Source organism: Salipaludibacillus sp. CF4.18 (assembly GCF_051262595.1).
Lineage (GTDB): Bacteria > Bacillota > Bacilli > Bacillales > Salisediminibacteriaceae > Salipaludibacillus > Salipaludibacillus neizhouensis.
Window position 1 is genome coordinate 25790 of the sequence record NZ_JBIMEV010000023.1, and the last position, 19242, is coordinate 45031.

At 38.2% G+C, this 19242-nt stretch carries 18 protein-coding genes, 1 pseudogene and 1 riboswitch; of the genes and pseudogenes, 15 read left to right on the top strand and 4 right to left on the bottom strand.

The window, feature by feature from the left end; genetic code table 11:
• Nucleotides 1-14: 14 nt before the first annotated feature.
• The 12 genes and pseudogenes from sufD to ACHABW_RS14405 all read left to right on the top strand — a co-directional run bounded on the left by sufD (nucleotide 15) and on the right by ACHABW_RS14405 (nucleotide 13593).
• The gene (gene sufD / locus ACHABW_RS14350; RefSeq protein WP_435756010.1) at nucleotides 15-1322 is read left to right on the top strand and encodes a Fe-S cluster assembly protein SufD; all 1308 of its coding nucleotides are present in this window, start codon (nucleotides 15-17) and stop codon (nucleotides 1320-1322) included.
• On the top strand, nucleotides 1322-2545 hold the full coding sequence (locus ACHABW_RS14355; protein WP_435756012.1) for a cysteine desulfurase: 1224 nt from the start codon (nucleotides 1322-1324) through the stop codon (nucleotides 2543-2545). The genes sufD and ACHABW_RS14355 overlap by 1 nt, the downstream gene beginning before the upstream one ends.
• The gene (sufU, locus tag ACHABW_RS14360; protein WP_110938909.1) at nucleotides 2532-2978 is read left to right on the top strand and encodes a Fe-S cluster assembly sulfur transfer protein SufU; all 447 of its coding nucleotides are present in this window, start codon (nucleotides 2532-2534) and stop codon (nucleotides 2976-2978) included. The genes ACHABW_RS14355 and sufU overlap by 14 nt, the downstream gene beginning before the upstream one ends.
• Before the next feature lie 178 nt (nucleotides 2979-3156).
• Nucleotides 3157-4554 (top strand): Fe-S cluster assembly protein SufB, encoded by a 1398-nt coding sequence (sufB, locus tag ACHABW_RS14365; RefSeq protein WP_435756015.1) that lies wholly within the window; start codon nucleotides 3157-3159, stop codon nucleotides 4552-4554.
• Nucleotides 4555-4713: 159 nt separating this feature from the next.
• Nucleotides 4714-5573, top strand: a pseudogene (locus ACHABW_RS14370) (DUF72 domain-containing protein).
• A gap of 52 nt (nucleotides 5574-5625) precedes the next feature.
• The gene (locus tag ACHABW_RS14375) at nucleotides 5626-6450 is read left to right on the top strand and encodes a sulfite exporter TauE/SafE family protein (protein ID WP_435756017.1); all 825 of its coding nucleotides are present in this window, start codon (nucleotides 5626-5628) and stop codon (nucleotides 6448-6450) included.
• An 89-nt stretch (nucleotides 6451-6539) separates the two neighbouring features.
• Nucleotides 6540-7940, top strand: coding sequence for a bifunctional metallophosphatase/5'-nucleotidase (locus ACHABW_RS14380; RefSeq protein WP_435756019.1), 1401 nt, complete (start codon nucleotides 6540-6542; stop codon nucleotides 7938-7940).
• Nucleotides 7941-7984: 44 nt separating this feature from the next.
• Entirely contained in the window at nucleotides 7985-9082 is a 1098-nt protein-coding gene (locus ACHABW_RS14385) for an HD-GYP domain-containing protein (RefSeq protein WP_435756021.1), read from the top strand.
• 274 nt (nucleotides 9083-9356) lie between these two features.
• The gene (locus tag ACHABW_RS14390) at nucleotides 9357-10151 is read left to right on the top strand and encodes a thymidylate synthase (RefSeq protein WP_435756023.1); all 795 of its coding nucleotides are present in this window, start codon (nucleotides 9357-9359) and stop codon (nucleotides 10149-10151) included.
• Nucleotides 10148-10633 (top strand): dihydrofolate reductase, encoded by a 486-nt coding sequence (locus tag ACHABW_RS14395; RefSeq protein ID WP_435756025.1) that lies wholly within the window; start codon nucleotides 10148-10150, stop codon nucleotides 10631-10633. The genes ACHABW_RS14390 and ACHABW_RS14395 overlap by 4 nt, the downstream gene beginning before the upstream one ends.
• A 174-nt stretch (nucleotides 10634-10807) precedes the next feature.
• Nucleotides 10808-11629: a sporulation protein YunB gene (gene yunB / locus ACHABW_RS14400; RefSeq protein ID WP_110938917.1), complete on the top strand. Its 822-nt coding sequence runs from the start codon at nucleotides 10808-10810 to the stop codon at nucleotides 11627-11629.
• An 84-nt stretch (nucleotides 11630-11713) separates the two neighbouring features.
• Nucleotides 11714-11892, top strand: a riboswitch (Lysine riboswitch).
• A 138-nt stretch (nucleotides 11893-12030) separates the two neighbouring features.
• Nucleotides 12031-13593 (top strand): Na+/H+ antiporter NhaC family protein, encoded by a 1563-nt coding sequence (locus ACHABW_RS14405; protein ID WP_435756027.1) that lies wholly within the window; start codon nucleotides 12031-12033, stop codon nucleotides 13591-13593.
• Nucleotides 13594-13729: 136 nt separating this feature from the next.
• Here the strand turns inward: ACHABW_RS14405 and ACHABW_RS14410 are convergent, their stop codons facing one another.
• A complete protein-coding gene (locus ACHABW_RS14410) occupies nucleotides 13730-14737 on the bottom strand; it encodes a M23 family metallopeptidase (protein WP_435756029.1) in 1008 nt (335 codons plus the stop codon).
• Nucleotides 14738-14843: 106 nt separating this feature from the next.
• On the bottom strand, nucleotides 14844-15425 hold the full coding sequence (locus tag ACHABW_RS14415) for a YhcN/YlaJ family sporulation lipoprotein (RefSeq protein WP_435756031.1): 582 nt from the start codon (nucleotides 15423-15425) through the stop codon (nucleotides 14844-14846).
• Nucleotides 15426-15555: 130 nt separating this feature from the next.
• Here ACHABW_RS14415 and ACHABW_RS14420 point away from each other — a divergent pair, with 130 nt between their 5' ends.
• The gene (locus ACHABW_RS14420) at nucleotides 15556-15846 is read left to right on the top strand and encodes a YutD family protein (RefSeq protein WP_110938920.1); all 291 of its coding nucleotides are present in this window, start codon (nucleotides 15556-15558) and stop codon (nucleotides 15844-15846) included.
• A gap of 215 nt (nucleotides 15847-16061) precedes the next feature.
• On the opposite strand, the gene ACHABW_RS14425 is transcribed toward ACHABW_RS14420, so the two are convergent.
• Nucleotides 16062-16331: a DUF3055 domain-containing protein gene (locus ACHABW_RS14425; RefSeq protein WP_110938921.1), complete on the bottom strand. Its 270-nt coding sequence runs from the start codon at nucleotides 16329-16331 to the stop codon at nucleotides 16062-16064.
• Between the two features lie 112 nt (nucleotides 16332-16443).
• Nucleotides 16444-17421, bottom strand: a complete 978-nt coding sequence (glpX, locus tag ACHABW_RS14430; protein ID WP_435756034.1) for a class II fructose-bisphosphatase — start codon at nucleotides 17419-17421, stop codon at nucleotides 16444-16446.
• 169 nt (nucleotides 17422-17590) lie between these two features.
• Here glpX and ACHABW_RS14435 point away from each other — a divergent pair, with 169 nt between their 5' ends.
• Both ACHABW_RS14435 and ACHABW_RS14440 read left to right on the top strand, forming a co-directional pair.
• Complete coding sequence (locus ACHABW_RS14435) at nucleotides 17591-18043, top strand: DUF86 domain-containing protein (RefSeq protein WP_435756036.1); 453 nt, start codon at nucleotides 17591-17593, stop codon at nucleotides 18041-18043.
• Between the two features lie 306 nt (nucleotides 18044-18349).
• Complete coding sequence (locus ACHABW_RS14440; protein ID WP_435756038.1) at nucleotides 18350-19117, top strand: TIGR01457 family HAD-type hydrolase; 768 nt, start codon at nucleotides 18350-18352, stop codon at nucleotides 19115-19117.
• The last annotated feature ends 125 nt before the right edge of the window (nucleotides 19118-19242 follow it).

The following is a 19242-nucleotide window of genomic DNA, read 5'->3' on the forward strand; positions in this document are numbered from 1 at the left end:
GAGGAGGAATGAAGATGACAACGGAAATCACTTTTCCAGTTAATCAGCAAGATCTAGCAAGCTTCTCTAAAGACCAACAAGAACCAAAATGGTTCGCTGACTTACGTCTATCGTCTCTAGAGAAAGCACTAACTTTGAACTTACCTAAACCAGAAAAAACAAATATAACTAAGTGGAGCTTTACAGATTTTGATACGGATCCTAAAACTTCTGCAACAGGGAATTACGCAGACCTGTCTGACAGCGTTAAAACGTTAGTTGGAGAAGAAACGAACGTTCAAAATTTAATCACTCAAAAGAATGGTGTCACAACTTTCTCTGCTTTAAATGCAGACTTAGATTCTAAAGGTGTCATTTTTACTGATCTTAAAACTGCATTGAGTAAACACGAGGATCTTGTGAAAAAGTATTACATGCAAGATGCTGTATCTGTGGATGAGCATCGACTTACTGCACTTCATGCAGCGCTCGTTAATGGTGGAACATTTATATACGTTCCTAAAAATGTGGAAGTCACATTGCCGTTGCAAGCTGTATATTCTCATGAAGGAAGTTTCGGTCTCTTTAACCACGTTGTGATCGTAGCGGAAGAAAATAGTTCTGTAACTTACGTAGAGAACTACTTAAGCGAAGGAACTTCTGCAGGAGCGTCTGTAAACATTATTGCAGAAGTTTATGTGGAAAATGGTGCTACGGTTAGATATGGTGCTGTGGATAATTTGTCCGATGCAGTTACTACTTACGTAAACCGTCGTGGTCAAGTAAATGGTAGAGATGCTAAAATTTATTGGGCGCTTGGTCAAATGAATGACGGTAATACTGTTTCTGAAAACTCCACATATCTTATGGGAGAAGGGTCGCAAGCAGATACGAAAACTGTGTCTATCGGCCGAGGGAAACAATCTCAAAACTTCACGACGAACGTCGTTCATTTCGGTAAAAACACGGACGGTCAGATCCTTAAGCATGGTGTTATGAAAGATGCAGCTACTGCTATTTTCAATGGTGTATCGAAAATCGAACATGGTGCTACAAAATCAAACAGCGAGCAAACAGAACGTGTGTTAATGCTAAGTGAAAAAGCGCGCGGGGATGCAAACCCGATTTTGTTAATTGATGAAGATGATGTTACTGCAGGGCACGCAGCTTCTGTTGGTAAAATTGATCCAATGCAAATGTTCTATTTAATGAGCCGTGGCTTATCCAAACGAGAGTCGGAACGATTGATTATTCATGGTTTCCTAGCGCCTGTCGTAAATGCTTTGCCAATCGATTCAGTGAAAGAGCAACTGTATGATGTGATTGAAAGGAAAGTATACTAATGAATGTGCAAGAAGTCCGTCGGCAATTTCCGATTCTTGATCAGGAAGTGAATGGACATCCGCTCGTTTATTTGGATAGTGCAGCAACCTCTCAAAAGCCTCGACAAATTATTGAAGCAGTTGAAGATTATTATAAAAGGTATAATTCTAATGTCCACCGGGGGGTTCATACCCTCGGATCATTAGCAACAGACGGATATGAAGGTGCACGAGAAAAGGTTCGTCAATTCATTCATGCCAAGAGTACTGCTGAGATCGTATTTACCCGTGGTACGACAACTGCAATTAACCTTGTGGCAACGAGCTACGGCCGTGATAACGTTGGACCTGGGGATGAGATCGTTATAACTCCTATGGAGCACCACAGTAATATCATTCCTTGGCAGCAGCTTGCAAAGGTTACTGGAGCGACACTAACTTATCTTCCGTTGCAAGAGGATGGCACAATTTCATTAAAAGATGTGGAAGCGACAATATCAGACAAAACTAAAATTGTTTCTGTTATGCAAGTTTCCAATGTTTTAGGAACAATAAATCCGATCAAGGAAATTGCTGCCGTGGCACACAAACATGATGCTGTTATGGTTGTAGATGGAGCTCAGTCTGTTCCTCATATGAAAGTAGATGTACAAGATCTCGATGCAGACTTCTTTGCATTTTCCGGTCATAAAATGTGTGGGCCAACAGGTATTGGAGTTCTTTATGGTAAGAAAAAATTATTGAACAAAATGGAACCTGTTGAATTCGGTGGTGAGATGATCGATTTTGTTGGTTTACACGAGTCGACATGGAAGGAACTCCCGTGGAAGTTTGAGGGAGGAACGCCAATTATTGCTGGTGCCATTGGATTAGGAGCTGCAATTGATTATCTTGAGGACATCGGACTTGAGAATATTGCAAGCCACGAAACAAAGCTCGTAAATTATGCCATACAACAGCTTAGCGATGTAGAAGGTGTAACGATTTATGGTCCTAAAGAACGCGCCGGAATTTTAACGTTTAATTGTGACGACGTTCATCCTCATGATGTGGCCACTGTATTGGATGCTGAAGGAGTAGCAGTTAGAGCTGGACACCATTGTGCTCAACCGTTAATGAAGTGGTTAGACGTGAATGCAACTGCAAGAGCTAGCTTTTATCTTTATAATACAGAAGATGATGTCGATGCTTTTGTAAAAGCATTAATAAAAACAAAGGAGTATTTTGGCGATGTCTTTGGGTAATCAACTAGATACTTTGTACCGACAGGTGATTATGGATCATTATAAGAGCCCTCGAAATCGAGGGGAGCTTGAAGGCGATACTTTGAAAATAAATATGAATAACCCTACTTGCGGTGATCGTATTCAATTGCAAATGATCGTAGAAGATGGCAAGATTGCACAAGCAAAATTTGTGGGAGAAGGTTGTTCTATTAGTCTTTCTTCTGCGTCAATGATGACTGAGGCTGTCAAAGGTGTTCCTGTAGAGGATGCCTTAAAGATGTCCGAAATGTTTTCTGATATGATGCTTGGAAAAGATGTTGACACCGAAAATTTTGAGCTTGAAGATATTGAAGCGCTAAAAGGCGTTGCTAAATTTCCAGCAAGAATTAAATGTGCAACATTAGCATGGAAAGCCATGGAGAAGGGACTCAATGACGAAGAAGTTGAGTAATATATTATAAATACAGGACTTCCCCTTGGTTTTCACTGTCTATATGATGTAAAATGAAGATATTAATACTTTACATTCAATTAGAGTATTTTTTAAAAAGTTGTCAACCGTATGCAAACATGTTGGTTTTATTATAGAGGGTGGGAAATCCATCTACTACTATGAAGGAGGGTTTCACATGGCTAAAAAAATGCCTGAAATTAGTGAATATCAATACGGATTTTCAGATAAAGACGTATCGATTTTCCGTTCAAAAAAAGGTTTAACTCGTGAAATTGTAGAAGAAATTTCACGTATGAAAGATGAGCCGAAGTGGATGTTAGATTTCCGTTTGAAATCATTAGAGCAATTTTATAAAATGCCGATGCCACAATGGGGCGGGAATTTAGCTGAATTAAATTTCGATGAAATTACGTACTACGTGAAGCCATCTGCTCAATCTGAACGCTCATGGGATGAAGTTCCTGAGGAAATTAAAAACACATTCGACAAGTTAGGGATTCCTGCAGCAGAGCAAAAGTATCTCGCTGGTGTATCTGCACAATATGAATCTGAAGTCGTTTATCATAATATGCAACAAGATATGACTGATTTGGGTGTAATTTTCAAAGACACAGACACTGCACTTAAAGAAAATGAGGATATTTTCCGAGAACACTTCGGTAAAACAATTCCACCAACTGACAACAAATTCGCTGCGTTAAACTCTGCAGTATGGTCAGGCGGTTCGTTCATTTATGTACCTAAAGGAGTTAAAACGGAGCAACCTTTACAAGCTTACTTCCGTATTAATTCTGAAAACATGGGACAATTTGAGCGTACGCTCATTATTGCCGATGAAGATAGTTCTATTCACTATGTAGAGGGTTGTACGGCACCAGTTTATACTACAAATTCCTTGCACAGTGCGGTTGTAGAGATCGTTGTTAAGAAAGATGCTTACTGCCGTTATACAACGATTCAAAACTGGGCTCCGAACGTCTTTAATCTTGTTACAAAACGTGCAGTTGCTCATGAAAATGCAACGATGGAATGGATTGATGGTAACATTGGCTCCAAGCTAACCATGAAGTACCCAGCTGTTGTAATGAAAGGCCGCGGTGCTCGTGGTAATGTTCTTTCCATTGCAATCGCAGGTAAAGGTCAACATCAGGACGCTGGTGCAAAAATGCATCACTTGGCACCTGACTGTTCCTCAACGATTGTTTCTAAATCAATTTCTAAACAAGGTGGAAAGGTTACCTACAGAGGAATCTGTCACTTTGGTCGTAAATCTGAAGGCTCTAAAGCAAATATTGAGTGTGATACGCTCATTATGGATAACAAATCTACATCAGATACAATTCCATACAATGAGATTTTGAATAACAATATCACATTAGAGCATGAAGCAACGGTATCAAAAGTATCAGAAGAGCAACTCTTCTATCTAATGAGCCGTGGTATTTCTGAGCAAGAAGCAACTGAAATGATCGTAATGGGCTTTATCGAGCCATTCACGAAAGAACTTCCTATGGAATATGCGGTTGAAATGAACCGTTTAATCAAGTTCGAAATGGAAGGCTCAATCGGTTAAAATACTAATCAATTAAGCGAATCCGACTCGTTCGGGTTCGCTTTTATTTATTTTCACTACTACATAAAGGTCCAAAGATACTAAGTATTTTCATGGTGACAGAAGCTAACGCTACATAAAAGAAGGCCATGCCGTTTTTCTTATAGAAAGGATTTAACTATGAAAGATATCAAAATTGGCTTAACTGGCTGGGGAGATCATCATACTTTATATGAGCAAGGATATTCTCCATCAAATAAATTAGAATCATATGCAGCACATTTTCCAATTGTTGAATTGGACTCTTCTTTTTACGCAATTCCTCCGCAAAGAAATTTAGAGAAATGGGTAAGAGAAACCCCGGCCTCCTTGAATTCATTGTTAAAGCTTATCAAGGTATGACGGGGCATCAGCGAGGAGAAATCCCATATGATTCAAAAAAAGAAATGTTTCAAGCCTTCACCAATACATTTCTTCCTTTAAAGAAAGAAGGCAAGTTAGCAATGGTCCTTTGTCAATTTCCACCTTGGTTTGATTGTCAAAAGAAGCATGTTGATTATTTAAGGTACGCTAGGCAAGAACTAATAGATTTTGAAGTAGCGTTGGAATTTAGGCATCAATCCTGGTATCAAGAGTCATTAAGAGAAAGCACGCTAGAATATATGAGAAATGACGAATGGATCCATAGTATTTGTGATGAACCTCAGGTAGGGGAGCGCTCTGTTCCATTTGTACCGGTGAATACAAGTGACGAGAAAGCATTTATTCGCTTACATGGTAGAAATAAAGCAGCATGGAACAAACCTGTTACTGGAGAAGCATGGAGAGAAGTACGATATTTATATGATTACTCAAAGGATGAAATAGATAGTCTTGCCAGACAAGTGAATAGCATTTCCGGTAATGTAAAGAAAACGTATATCGTTTTTAATAACAATTCCGGTGGACATGCAGCAGATAATGCCAAATCATTAATCTCAAATCTTCATATAACATATAATGATTTGGCACCTCGACAATTAAACTTATTTGATGAATAATAGAGAGTGTGCACATTAAAGTATGAACTTTATTTAAGAAGGCAGGCATTATATGGAATGGATACTTTTGCTTTTTTTAGGACTTGTCGCAGCCATTTTAGGAAGTATCATGGGTTTAGGTGGAGGAATTATTGTCGTTCCGGCACTGATGATCTTAAGTGAGTATACAACAATCATTAGTGGCATAACGCCTCAAATAGCTGTTGGAACTTCATTGTTAATCATGATTTTCACAGGGTTATCTTCTACGTTAGCCTATTTAAAACAGAAAACGGTAGACGTAAAGAGCGCACTCGTTTTTTTTATTGGAAGTGGACCTGGAGCCCTATTTGGGGTATGGCTAAATAAAGATATTGAAGTTGATGTATTTCTAATTGCATTTGGAGCATTTATTATCGTTATTTCTTTTATTTTAATGATTAGAAAACATATTAAACCATTGAAAAGGAATACGAAGGGCATTACAAGGTCTTATATTAATGAGGTTGGAGAAACAGTTAAATATGGTTATAATCCTCTTATTGCAATTCTAATCTCTTTTTTTGTAGGCATGTTTTCAGGGTTATTCGGAATTGGAGGGGGGTCATTAATGGTACCTGCGATGATCGTCCTCTTTGCTTTCCCAGCGCATCTGGCAGTAGCGACCTCTATGTTTATGATATTATTATCGGCGATCATAAGTTCATTTTCACATATAAGTTTAGGAAATATTGATTGGTATTATGCGATGGCCCTTATTCCAGGGGCTTGGTTTGGTGGACAGTTAGGAGCTGCAATAAACCGTCGTATGAGCAGTGAGGCAGTGGTCATTTTATTACGAATTTTTTTAGTGATTATTGGCATACGATTAATATATCAGGGCGTCTCGAGTTTATAATAAACGATCGAGGAATGTTCACTTTAAATGAAGTTGATAGTAGGACAGTTTTGAAAAACAAGATATAATGAATGAAGGTGTGATGTCCTTTGACTTTAGGAAAGCTGCGAATATTACATACGAATGATTTACATAGTCAATTAGAGCAATGGCCTTCCGTCGTAGCTGCTTTAAAGCAACAACGAAAAGAAGCTGAGGATGCAGGAGAAGACGTTCTTTTAATGGATATCGGCGATCACTGTGACAGAGTTCATCCTATGACAGAGGCATTGTTAGGGAAAGGAAACGTTCAGCTTCTCAATGATATGAATTATGATGCAGTTACAATTGGTAATAACGAGGGTATTACATTTTCTAAAAAAGATTTGAATGCACTTTATGATCAAGCTGATTTTTCAATCATTTTATGCAATTTAAGACATGAGAAGGGTTTACGGCCAAGTTGGAGCGTACCTTACAAAATATACACTCTTAAAACAGGTGTGAAAATAGGTGTTACGGGGGTCACTGCGCCCTTCCGGTTTTTTTATGAACCGTTAGGATGGACACTCACGGATCCATTCGTAGAATTAAAGCATGTGATCAATGAAGTTAGGCCACAAGTAGATGTGATGGTATGTCTTTCCCATTTAGGTCTGGGGGAAGATGAGAAAATGGCTATGGAGTTTACTGGTATCGATATTATTCTCGGATCCCATACGCATCATGTCTTGCCGGATGGTAAATATGTGAATCAAACGTGGATTAATCAATCGGGAAGATCAGGTGAATATATCGGCGAAGTTTCATTAGTCTTTCAACAAGGCTCCAGGAGTAATATTGAAACGAAAGTTGAATCCGTAAAATCATTGAAAGTAGATTCAACGCAAAAGGATAGTGGGACGGAACAGAAACTAAATGAGCTCTTTAAGGCAGGAAACGAATTACTCGAAGTGCCAGTAACAAGGCTGGAATATCCGCTCAAGGTTGATTGGTATGAAAGAAGTGAATCTCCTGTCCTTCTATCTGAAGCTCTCCGAGAATGGTGTAAAGCGGATATTTCCATGGTTAATTCCGGCGTAATCTTGGATAATTTAAATGCTGGAAACGTAACACTGGGGGATCTTCACAGGATCTGTCCTCATCCGATAAATCCTTCAACAGTTATAATTTCAGGTGACCGCTTGCTGGAAACAATACGTCAATCGCAACAAAGTGATATGGTAAACTACGCCTTGAAAGGTTTTGGTTTTCGTGGAAAAGTCTTGGGGTATATGATTTTTGATGGTGTGGAAATCCTGGATCATTTTAGATTGATAAGTGAAAAAAATGTTATCATTAACGGTGTACCCCTAATTCGGTCGAAAGATTATAAACTTGCGACACTTGATATGTTTACTTTCGGTCATTTGTATCCATCAATTAGTTCTCTAACTGAAAAAGAATATTACATGCCTGAATTCCTTCGTGATGTATTAGCATGGAAGTTAAAGGGGCTCAAAAATAAATAGTATGAAATGAATTCTAAATAATCGATGAGGGGAACGTATTTATTATGAAGTTAAAGTCAATTTATTCGATTCAAATTAGTGATCGTTTGGCTAAGCCTATTTACAATGATAATGGCCAACGATTATTAAATAGTGGGATTGCCCTGTCAGAGTCGATGATAAGCAGATTAAAGGAAAAAGGGATTTCCTATCTTTATATTGAAGACGACCTTACCTCAGATATCTATGTGACTGATGTTATTTCTGAACAAACAAAGGCCAAGTCATTAAAGACTATTAGTGACAATTTCACGAGTATATCTTACCGGATTAAAACAGGTAAATCAGTAAATTTACATGAATTGACGCCTTCCTTTTCAAACATTATTGACTCTATTTTACAGGAAATATCCGGCAATGACGAAGCGATTTCCATGCTCGCAAACGTTGTTTCTTTTGATTCTTATGTGTTCCATCATTCCTTAAATGTAACGGTGTATACCATTGCGTTGGGAAGAAAACTTGGTTTAAATGAGAAGGAATTAAAAGATTTAGGGCTTGGAGCAATTCTTCACGATGTTGGAAAGATGGGTATTCCGGTTGATATTCTAAATAAAACAGATAAATTGACGGAAGAAGAGTATGAAACCATTCAAAACCATGCGGAATTAGGTTTTGAAATGATTCGTAAGTCAGGTGATTTATCCTTATTAACAGCACATTGTGCATTTCAACACCATGAAAGACTTGACGGATCAGGTTATCCCAGACAATTATCGAGTAAAGATATACATTATTATGCAAGAATCATTGGGGTTGCAGATGTTTATGATGCGATGACTTCCAATCGTGTTTACCGAAAAGCTTTTCTGCCACATGAGGCTCTTGAACTTCTTTATAGTGGGGCAGATATTCTTTATGATAAAAAAATTATCGAAGTCTTTTCTAAAACAATTGCTATATACCCGATAGGTTTAGAAGTAACGCTAAGCGATGGCAGACAAGGGATTATCATTAACAATAATACTGAACTTCCATCCAGACCAATTATAAGAGTTAAGTTTGATGGAGAAGGTAATGGGTCTTATGATATAGATCTGTCAGATGAATTAAATGTCACGATTTCATCTTGTGATTCTTTGACACAGGAGACCAAAATATAACTTTACATGTAGCGATAGAAACTCTGCCTGCGGTTTTAGTCGTATAAAAGAAACTGCTAATCGCGCAGATCCTGTGCAGGCAGGAGAAAACGCTACATTTAATAAAAGACGGCTATGCGGTTTTGATTAGAGGTAAGAATTTATAAGTTGACAGCTATCTTTACGCCACACGCATCAAGGGAAGTTCGCTCTTGATGCTTAAATGATGGTGGCTTTAAAGATCACGCTGTATTTAATAAAAGACGCTGCGCGTTTTCATTAGGAGGTTCAACCATTGAAACAGTATTTAGACTTGTGTCAACATGTACTTGATAAGGGTGTTAAAAAAGAGGATCGTACAGGTACGGGAACGATAAGTACTTTTGGTTATCAAACAAGATTTGATTTAGCAAAGGGGTTCCCGGTCGTAACTACTAAGAAATTAGCGTTGCGTGCAATTATTCATGAACTGCTTTGGTTTATTAAAGGCGATACGAATATAAAATATCTTAAAGAAAACAAGGTGCGTATTTGGGATGAATGGGCAGACGAAAATGGCGATTTAGGCCCGATTTATGGGGAGCAATGGCGATCCTGGCCGACTCCATCAGGAGAAAGTATAGACCAACTAGGTTCTATTATTGAACAAATTAAAACGAATCCTGATTCAAGGAGACTTATTGTAAATGCTTGGAATGTTGCAGATTTAGATGAAATGGCTCTAGCGCCATGTCATTGCCTGTTTCAATTTTACGTGGCCGACGGGAAGCTCTCGTGTCAGTTGTATCAACGAAGTGCAGACGTTTTCCTGGGTGTACCGTTTAATATTGCTTCCTACTCTTTATTAACGATGATGATTGCACAAGAGTGCGGCTTAGAAGTGGGTGAGTTCGTTCACACGTTCGGTGATGTACATATCTATAACAATCATATAGAGCAGGTTGAACTGCAGCTTACAAGAGATCCTCGTGCTTTACCTACGATGAAGCTAAATCCTGATCGAAAGCATATTGAAGATTTTACAATTGAAGATTTCGTGCTTGAAGGATACGATCCTCATCCACATATTAAAGGGGAGGTATCTGTATGATCTCCATGATTGCGGCGATGAGTGAAAATAACGTAATCGGAAAAGATGGGCAGATGCCCTGGCATCTGCCCGGTGATTTACAATTCTTTAAACAGACAACCAACGGACATTCAATTGTAATGGGAAGAAAAACATTCGAGTCTATTGGACGACCTTTACCAAAACGCAGAAATATAGTGTTGACGAGAAATAATGACTTTTCGGCAGAAGGAGTTGAAGTCATTAATAATTTTTCTGAAATGGATAAGCTTGTAAAAGATGAGGAAGAATTTTTTGTCATTGGTGGTGCAACGATTTATGAACAGCTGTTGCCACTAGCCGACCGATTATATATTACGGAAATACATGAATCATTTGAAGGGGATACATTTTTTCCGGCCATTGACGATGGCCAATGGGAAGTTGTGGCCTCAAAAAAAGGCAAGGTGGATGAGAGGAATTCCCATGCTCATACCTTCCTTACATATGAACGAAAGAATTAATTATTTTACGGTGGGCTCATTAGTCCATCGTATTTTAATGAGAAGCCTTATCTACTTTAAAAACAACATTCAATGTGTAACAAAGCCTAATGAAAAATAAATACTACTTCACAGTTATTGTTGGTACAATCTTTGCCTTTTCTAGCATATGTATGTGCTGAAGGGGGAATCACAATGAAGACATTTCGCACCGTTCGGCCAAAAAGCCGAAAGAAGAAAGGACCTCTTCCTTTCCGTTACGTTTTTATGATTTCGTCTATTATATTTATTATGCTAACACTCACCGGCTTAGGCATCATTGACGCGGGTGTTAGACCGACTCTTATTGCTATTGCGAAGACTGAGACGCAAAGGATTGGTACCTTAGCTATTAATGATGCTGTTTCTGGTCAATTTCTTGATAATACGGATATGGATGATTTAGTAGAATTAGAAAAAAATGAAGAGGGTGAGGTTACTTCTGTTCAGTTTAATTCTGTCATCTATAATCGGGTATTGCAGGAGACCACGGAAAGTGTACAAAATTATTTAAACGACATAGAACATGGGCGTTCAAAAGATAATAGATTTCCAAAGGATGTTGACGTTAATGGAGAGGGAGCGGTTTTTTCTGAAGATGGAATCATTCATATGATTCCGCTTGGGCAAGCTACAAACAATGCACTGTTAGCTCACTTGGGGCCTCGAATTCCTGTGCGGTTATCAGCAATAGGGGCTGTGAAGTCCAATTTAAAAGAAAATATTTTAGATGTTGGGATTAATAATACCTATATGAGTATATCAGTGGAAATTGAAGCGGACGTACAAATAGTGATTCCATTTGCTACAGCTACGGAAGTTGTGAAAACTTCTATCCCGGTTGGAATGATCTTGATTCCAGGGGAAGTTCCAGAGTTTTATGGTGGTGAAAGTGGCACTGGCACCGGAGGAATGACTCCAGCTGTGATTCAAAGACCTGATGGACTGGATGATTTAGATTTGGAAACAAATAACTAGTGAGTTATTGTTGAAAATAAGTGATACGTTTGGTATAATAATTCAGGCTTAAAAAAATTGAATATTAAAGTAGACCTCATCAATCGGTGAGGTAGAGGCGCAAAGTTTATTACTAGGAGACTGGAGTTAGGACAACGAGGAAAGTCTTTGAAAGGAAACATTGCCGAAGCATTGTGATCGTGTCCTACGATGCAACAGCTGGGGTAATATTCAATAAATATTACACTGTCACTATCTGTTAATAGTGGAGAACTACTGAACTGTGTTGGAGATTCGTCTTAACTTCATATTGAAGTGGCAAGGGATTTTTCCTTTGCTGCTTTTTTTAGTTAGAGCTAACAGTACAGTCTAAAGTTAAGGTGTTATAATCAGTCATTTTATTTTTACAGGAGGAGAAAAGTATGGAACTTGGAATTTTATCAATTGTACCCCCAATTTTAGCGCTTTTAATGGTCATTATTACGAAAAGAGTACTTGTTTCTTTAGGGGTAGGAATTATTGTTGGTGCCTTGATGGTAAATCAAGGAGAGTCAATGATCATCGACTCTATTTCTCAAATAGCATCCATTGTTTCTGGAATATTTATTGTGGATGGGGCAATCAATTCATGGGAATTTTATATCATTTTATTTTTGCTATTATTGGGGATGATTGCTTCTCTCATTACCATCACAGGCGGGAGTCAAGCATTTGGGGAATGGGCTCTAACAAAAGTTAAATCACGTATTGGAGCACAATTTGTATCAGCCTTTCTTGGAATTATTATATTTATTGATGACTATTTCAATAGTTTAACGGTCGGAAATGTTAGTCGTCCTTTTACGGACAGGCATAATATCTCTCGGGCAAAATTAGCGTATATCGTTGATTCGACTGCAGCACCTATGTGTGTTATTTCTCCACTGTCGAGTTGGGGTGCGTACATTATCACGATCATTGGCGGAATTCTTGTAACACACGGTGTGACTCAATACGAGGCGTTACAGGCGTTCCTATTTATCGCACCGATGAATTTTTACGCGATATTTGCCATCTTATTTGTGCTTGCAGTTGCATATTTTAAATTGGACATTGGTCTCATGCGAACTCATGAAAACCGTGCGATCAATACAGGTGAGTTAGTAGATACTAAAAAAGGACCAGCACCTGGTGAAAGTGATCAAATGAAACCAGCTGTAAAGGGGAACGTTGGAGACTTAATCTGGCCAATTGCTGTATTAATTGTTGCAACTATCCTGTCGATGATTTTAACAGGAATCCAAGCAACGGAAGGCTCTGTTACATTGCTGGCAACGTTTGAAAATACAGATGTTGCAGCTTCTCTTTTGTATGGTGGGATCATAAGTTTAATTGTCGCAATAGGAATTTCTTTTTCACGTCGTCTACCAGTTAAGATTTTAGGGGTTGGTTTAGGAGCAGGAATAAAATCGATGCTTCCCGCAATATATATTTTAATTTTTGCATGGACGATTATTGAAATTATTGGAGCTTTGGGTACAGGGGAATATTTAGCCGGACTAGTTGATGAGCATATTCAATTAGGCTACTTACCAGCTCTATTGTTCATCATTGCTGCATTTATGGCATTTAGTACTGGTACTTCATGGGGAACGTTTGGAATTATGCTACCGATTGCAGGTGATATTGCTGCAGTAACAGACATTAATTTAATGCTTCCTGTTTTAGCAGCAGTATTGGCAGGAGCAATTTTCGGTGATCATTGCTCTCCGATTTCCGACACGACAATACTTTCGTCTACAGGAGCAGGAAGCCACCATATTGATCATGTCATGACACAATTACCTTATGCCCTAATAGTGGGTGTTATCGCAACATTATCCTTCTTGGCTCTCGGTTTTTCCGGCAGTGTTTGGATTGGATTACTTGTCGGGTTTGCACTGTTTGCATTAACAATTTTCATTCTAAAAGTACTAGTGAACAGCTCTGTGTATCAAGAAGTATAAATCTTATATTAACGCAAAAAACGGCGAGTATTCTACTCGTCGTTTTTTTAGTTAAGTAAGTTAATAAAAGATGCTAAGCGTTTTTCTTTCCATGTAAGGGTTTGGAGCTATTTTTCTTATCGATTAAACTGTTTTTTTATTTTCCTTGCTTTCTTTCAGCTCTTTCCCAGACTCTTAAAGAAGGATAGGGATCGAATGACCATTCCGTATAACCACTGTCTTTGTACATGCCATAATGTAGGTGTGGGGGGAATTTCCCTTGTGTACCTTCTTTACCATACCCGGAGCTTCCAACATAACCAATGACATCTCCTGGTTCAACGACTGTTCCTCGTTCCATGCCTTGCTCAAAGGAGCTTAGGTGTGCAAAGTAATGATAGACGTTACTTGTATCCCGAATACCTACGCGCCATCCACCGTATTTATTCCAACCCTTTAATTCAACAATGCCGTATGTGGTTGCTCTGACAGGTGTACTATGTCCTGCAAATATATCTGTACCTTCATGGATTCGTTTTCCGCCCCATCCTCGAGCATTTCCCCAAGTTGTTCGATAGCTGTAATTAAAATGTAAGGGAACCGGGAAAGCTCTCTTTGATACATCAAGTGAATCAATTTCACGATAGACACTGGCGTGACCAAGGATTAATTCAACTGCTTTGTCACGTTGATAAAAATCCCATAACCCCGCTCTTATACTAGATTCTTTGGAACCATACTTGTTCATATGCACAGCAAAGGTATGAAGGACATCTTCGTCATTTGTTCGTTCAGCTCTTCCATCCTCATTACCATCTAATCCTTTGCCACCAAAAAAAGCAATCGATTTTGGGGTTGTATCTTGTTTATTCGGATTTAATTCACCTGACCAGTTATCCTCGGAATAATAAATGGCAATTAACCCTTCTTCTTCCGGTAAATCTTTTTTTGCCTGTCTTAAACTTCTCTCATAGCTATCTATACCGGCAAAATAAAACCATGGAATTGATGTTTCTGCTTCTGTTTTTAGATACAATGCCATTCGTTCCTTGTGTAAATCCTCAGAGGATAAATCTTCTTTATCAGTTGCTGAAGTTAACGTTGCAGGGGAGAGGATCAACAAAATGACGAATATGAAGAATATCTGGTAATAGGGAAGTTTCACTCAACTAGTCTCCTTTCAATTATTTTCTTGTATCGTTTGATTATTATGATGTATTCATACGTGAAATATGAAAAGCCTCGTACGACCGCACGAGACCGTCACTAAATTAATCATTTTGGGCTGATTCGTTTGCTAGGTCACCTTGGGGAGAATTTTTCATTCTTTCTATTATTTGTTCCAAAGCCCGCATATTTTCAATATCTCTAGAGGACTCGCCTTCAAAACTTTCAATGTCTTCCATTAACAGAACATCATCACTAACATAAATATCGTAATAATCAGGTACCACTGATTTTGCTGTTTTTCTTACTTGTTCTGCGACAGCTTCGCGATCCTCGGAGGAATGTTCAAATGCAATCAACACATGTTGACCAGTGACTAATACACCTGCATCATGAACATTTTTTAAGTTTGCAGACATCTCACTGATACTTTCTGCTAATAAGGGACGATCATAAACTGCATAACCGGGCACTTCTTCCTCTTGCGCTTCTTTTTTAGAATGACGTTCAAATCCATATTGTGTGAATTGATTCGTATCTCCTACGTTTTCCTTGTTAATGGCGTGCGATTGTTCATTAGATCCATTCATGAAGTTGAATCCTTCCATATTGTCGCCACAACCGGTCAATAGGATGGATAGTACAAGGAAAAAACCACAGCTTTTACGAAATTGATTCGTTAACATATTTTCCACCTCCTTCTTGATTAGGATGTACAATTTTTCTTTAAGTTAAGGTGGTAATTTATGATAACTAAGCATTGAATTTTAGAAAGAAATAAGGCAAGATAGAAGAAGTGAAGGCAGGTGATCATAGATGGTTGAAATTCAGGGAAATACGTATGAAGTTGTGGAAGAGTTTCGAGAAGGTTGGTCTGAAGAAGATTTCAAGGCTAGATTCAGTGACGTCTTAAATAAATATGATTACATTGTCGGGGACTGGGGTTATGAGCAACTTCGCCTTAAAGGTTTTTTTGAAGAAAAAAATCGTAAGTCCTCTGTTGATGCCAAAATAGGTTTTTTACCGGAATATCTATATGAATATTGTAATTTTGGATGTGCCTATTTTGTGGTAAAAAAAGTAACAGGAACACAAACGAATTCGTAACGGTGGAGACTCACACTGTATTAAATAGTATGTTTTATAAGGAATCTATATAAAAACAGCTTCTTTTACCTATATGGCAAAAGAAGCTGTTTTTAATTAAAGTGTTTTCTGAAAGATTCTTTTATTGCTTCGAAAAGAGAGGTACTTGAAATTGCTCTAGGCGACGCTTTCCAATAGTAAAAGGTTTATAAAAAGTAAAATTAAAGAACCTACAATTAAATGATCTCTAAGAGGAAATTACGCAGTTCATTTCCTTCTTCTTCATCGGAAATGTCAAATGCTCTTTCAATGTAGCCTTCTGTTTCAAGATCGTCACTACCAAGAATTGCAAATCGGTTTGATTGCATATCGAGTACTAGTTTTTTACCGTAATGTCGTGAAGTTGTCGTAATCGCTAAATCAAATCGCTGTGCTTCTCCCATAAAGCTTACGAATCGTGTATTGGTTTCTTCTTCATCGTCGTAAAGGAAAAATCGTTCACTCATACGGTCACTCCTCCGAATAGGATATTTGATATAGGTTATTTTCTGCAAATCACCGTCTATCGATTGCTCGACAATTATTATAAAACAATACAGTTTATGACGATTTTTCTAATCAGCTATTTTCTGGCATGACTAAGTGCGGCTTTTTATTTAAACGATGCTGGGCTTTGATGTAACGAACAGTTCCGGTTTTGGCACGCATTACAATGGAGTCTGTCTCTACCAAGTCCCCGCCCATAAAGCGAACACCTTCCAATAATTCACCAGATGAAACACCTGTAGCAGCAAAAATAGCGTCATCACTTTTAACTAGGTCGTCCAATGTTAAAAGCATGGTTGGATCAGCTAAACCCATTTGTTTACAACGCTCTGTTTCCTCTTCATTCATTGGAACGAGTCTTGCTTGCATGTCTCCACCTAATGCTTTGATCGCAGCAGCGGAGATGACGCCTTCCGGGGCCCCGCCAGTACCGACGAATAGATCAATACCTGTTTGTGGTAACGCGGTTGCAATAGAAGCTCCAACATCACCATCTCCAAATAGTTTAACACGAGCACCTTTCTTTTGGACACGTTCAATTAAAGTTTGATGTCTTTCTCTCTCCTGAATGATGACAGTCATATCGCGAACACGTTTGTTATTCATTTTAGCAACAATATCGATTGTTTTTTCAATAGGATCGGTTAATCTTACTAAGCCGGCACTCTCAGGACCGACAACAATTTTTTCCATGTACATATCAGGAGCATGCAATAGTCCGCCTCGATCGGCTATTGCGATTACTGCCATAGCATTTGGGTGACCTTTAGCAACAATATTCGTTCCTTCAAGCGGATCAACAGCGATATCTACATCTGGACCATTTCCAGAACCCAACTCTTCTCCTATATAAAGCATAGGTGCTTCATCAAGCTCTCCTTCACCTATAACAACAGTTCCTTTCATATTAACTGAATCAAACATGGTTCTCATTGCTGTAGTAGCTGCATCATCGGCTTCATTTTTAAGTCCTCTGCCCATCCACTGAGCTGAAGCCAGTGCAGCAGCTTCTGTTACGCGTACTATTTCCATTGCTAATTCTCGATCCATATTGATTCCTCCAATAGTTGTTATGTTTCGGTTATAATAAGTATATAGTTCTTTTAATCCTTCATCATAATATCAAAAATTACATACAAAATATATCTTTTTCGCGTATTTAGTCTATATTTTTTATGGGAAACCCTTTCAATGTGTCATACTAATTAAAGTTAAGGAGATGATTGTCTTGTATTTCGTCGATAGGGAACTAATGGAAACCAGAATTGTATATTTAGAGTCGTTAATAAAAGAGCTAGAGAAATCAGAAACCCCATCAACTCTCTTTTCAAAAATGGCAACGGAAAGAATGTGCCATATGATTATCGAAACGGTAATGGATATAGGAAACCAAATGATTGATGGTTTTATTATGAGAGACCCAGGAAGCTATGAAGATATCCTCCATATTATGGTAGATGAAAAAGTGCTTCTAAAAATAGAGGGAGATGCATTGACCTCGCTAATTCCTTGGCGTAAAGATTTATTACAGCAATATACACAATTAAACGATAAAGATCTATATGATGCTTTTCAATCACAAATGGAAGCTTTAAAAACCTTTCCGTTAAAGGTCAGGTCATATTTAAAGACAGAATTAGGACCAGTTTCCGCTTTTTTACCGGAGAAATAATGATCATAAAAATGTGTCCTAGAAATGAAGCGGATGGACATAACGGTTTTTTTCATGTAAGCTTGAACAAAATTAAAAATAATATGGCGCAAATCTCTTACCTACAAACAAGGAAGTATAGGTAGGAGTCGAATTTAATAAAAGACGGCTCTGCCGTTTTTCTTAGTAGATAAGAATTTATAAAATTGACAGCTATCTTTACGCCACAAGTATCAAGGGAAACCCACGCATACTTAAGTGATGGTGGCTAAAGATCACGCTGTATTAAATAAAAGACGCTACGCGTTTTTCTTAAGAGGTGAAGGTATGAAGCATTATAAAGGATATTTGATTGATCTAGATGGGACGATGTATCGGGGCGAAGAAAAAATTGAAGCCGCATCCCGTTTTGTGGAGAAGTTAATTGAGAAAGAACTTCCTTATTTATTCGTAACAAATAACTCGTCGAGAACACCGAAGCAAGTAGCCGATAAGCTTGTGTCAATGGGAATTCCGACTACGGAAGGTCATGTTTTTACAACAAGTATGGCAACGGCGCAATATATTGACGAAACGCATGGAAAAGCGAATACGTTTATGATCGGAGAAAATGGACTGGAAGAAGCTTTGATTAATCAGGGTTTAAAAGTGACGGATAAAGACGTAGACGTTGTTGTAATGGGGATCGACCGAAATATTACATATGAAAAACTATCAATAGCTTGTTTGGCAATAAGAAACGGCGCAAGGTTCCTTTCTACAAATGGAGATGTTGCAATACCGACAGAGAGAGGACTTTTACCAGGCAATGGTTCACTCACATCCGTTGTTCGTGTTTCAACAGGTGTAGAGCCAACTTTTATCGGTAAGCCAGAATCAATTATTGTAGACCAAGCCTTGGAAGTTTTAGGAGTTCCTCTTGATGACACAGTGATGGTGGGCGATAATTATCAAACAGATATTATGGCCGGTTTTAATGCCAATATGGATACGCTTCTTGTTCACACTGGTGTGACATCCAAGGAACAATTGGCCCTAGAAAAAAAGAAACCAACATGGTCTATTGATTCCCTAGATGATTGGACAGTGTTATAAACAAAGTATATCAGAAGCTAATATTTAAAGTTCTTTCAAATTAGAATTTGGATTCGCAAAAGGTGGATTTTCTCTGCTTCGATCAAGCTATTTAACATTCTAAATAAAAAAACCAGTCCAATTGA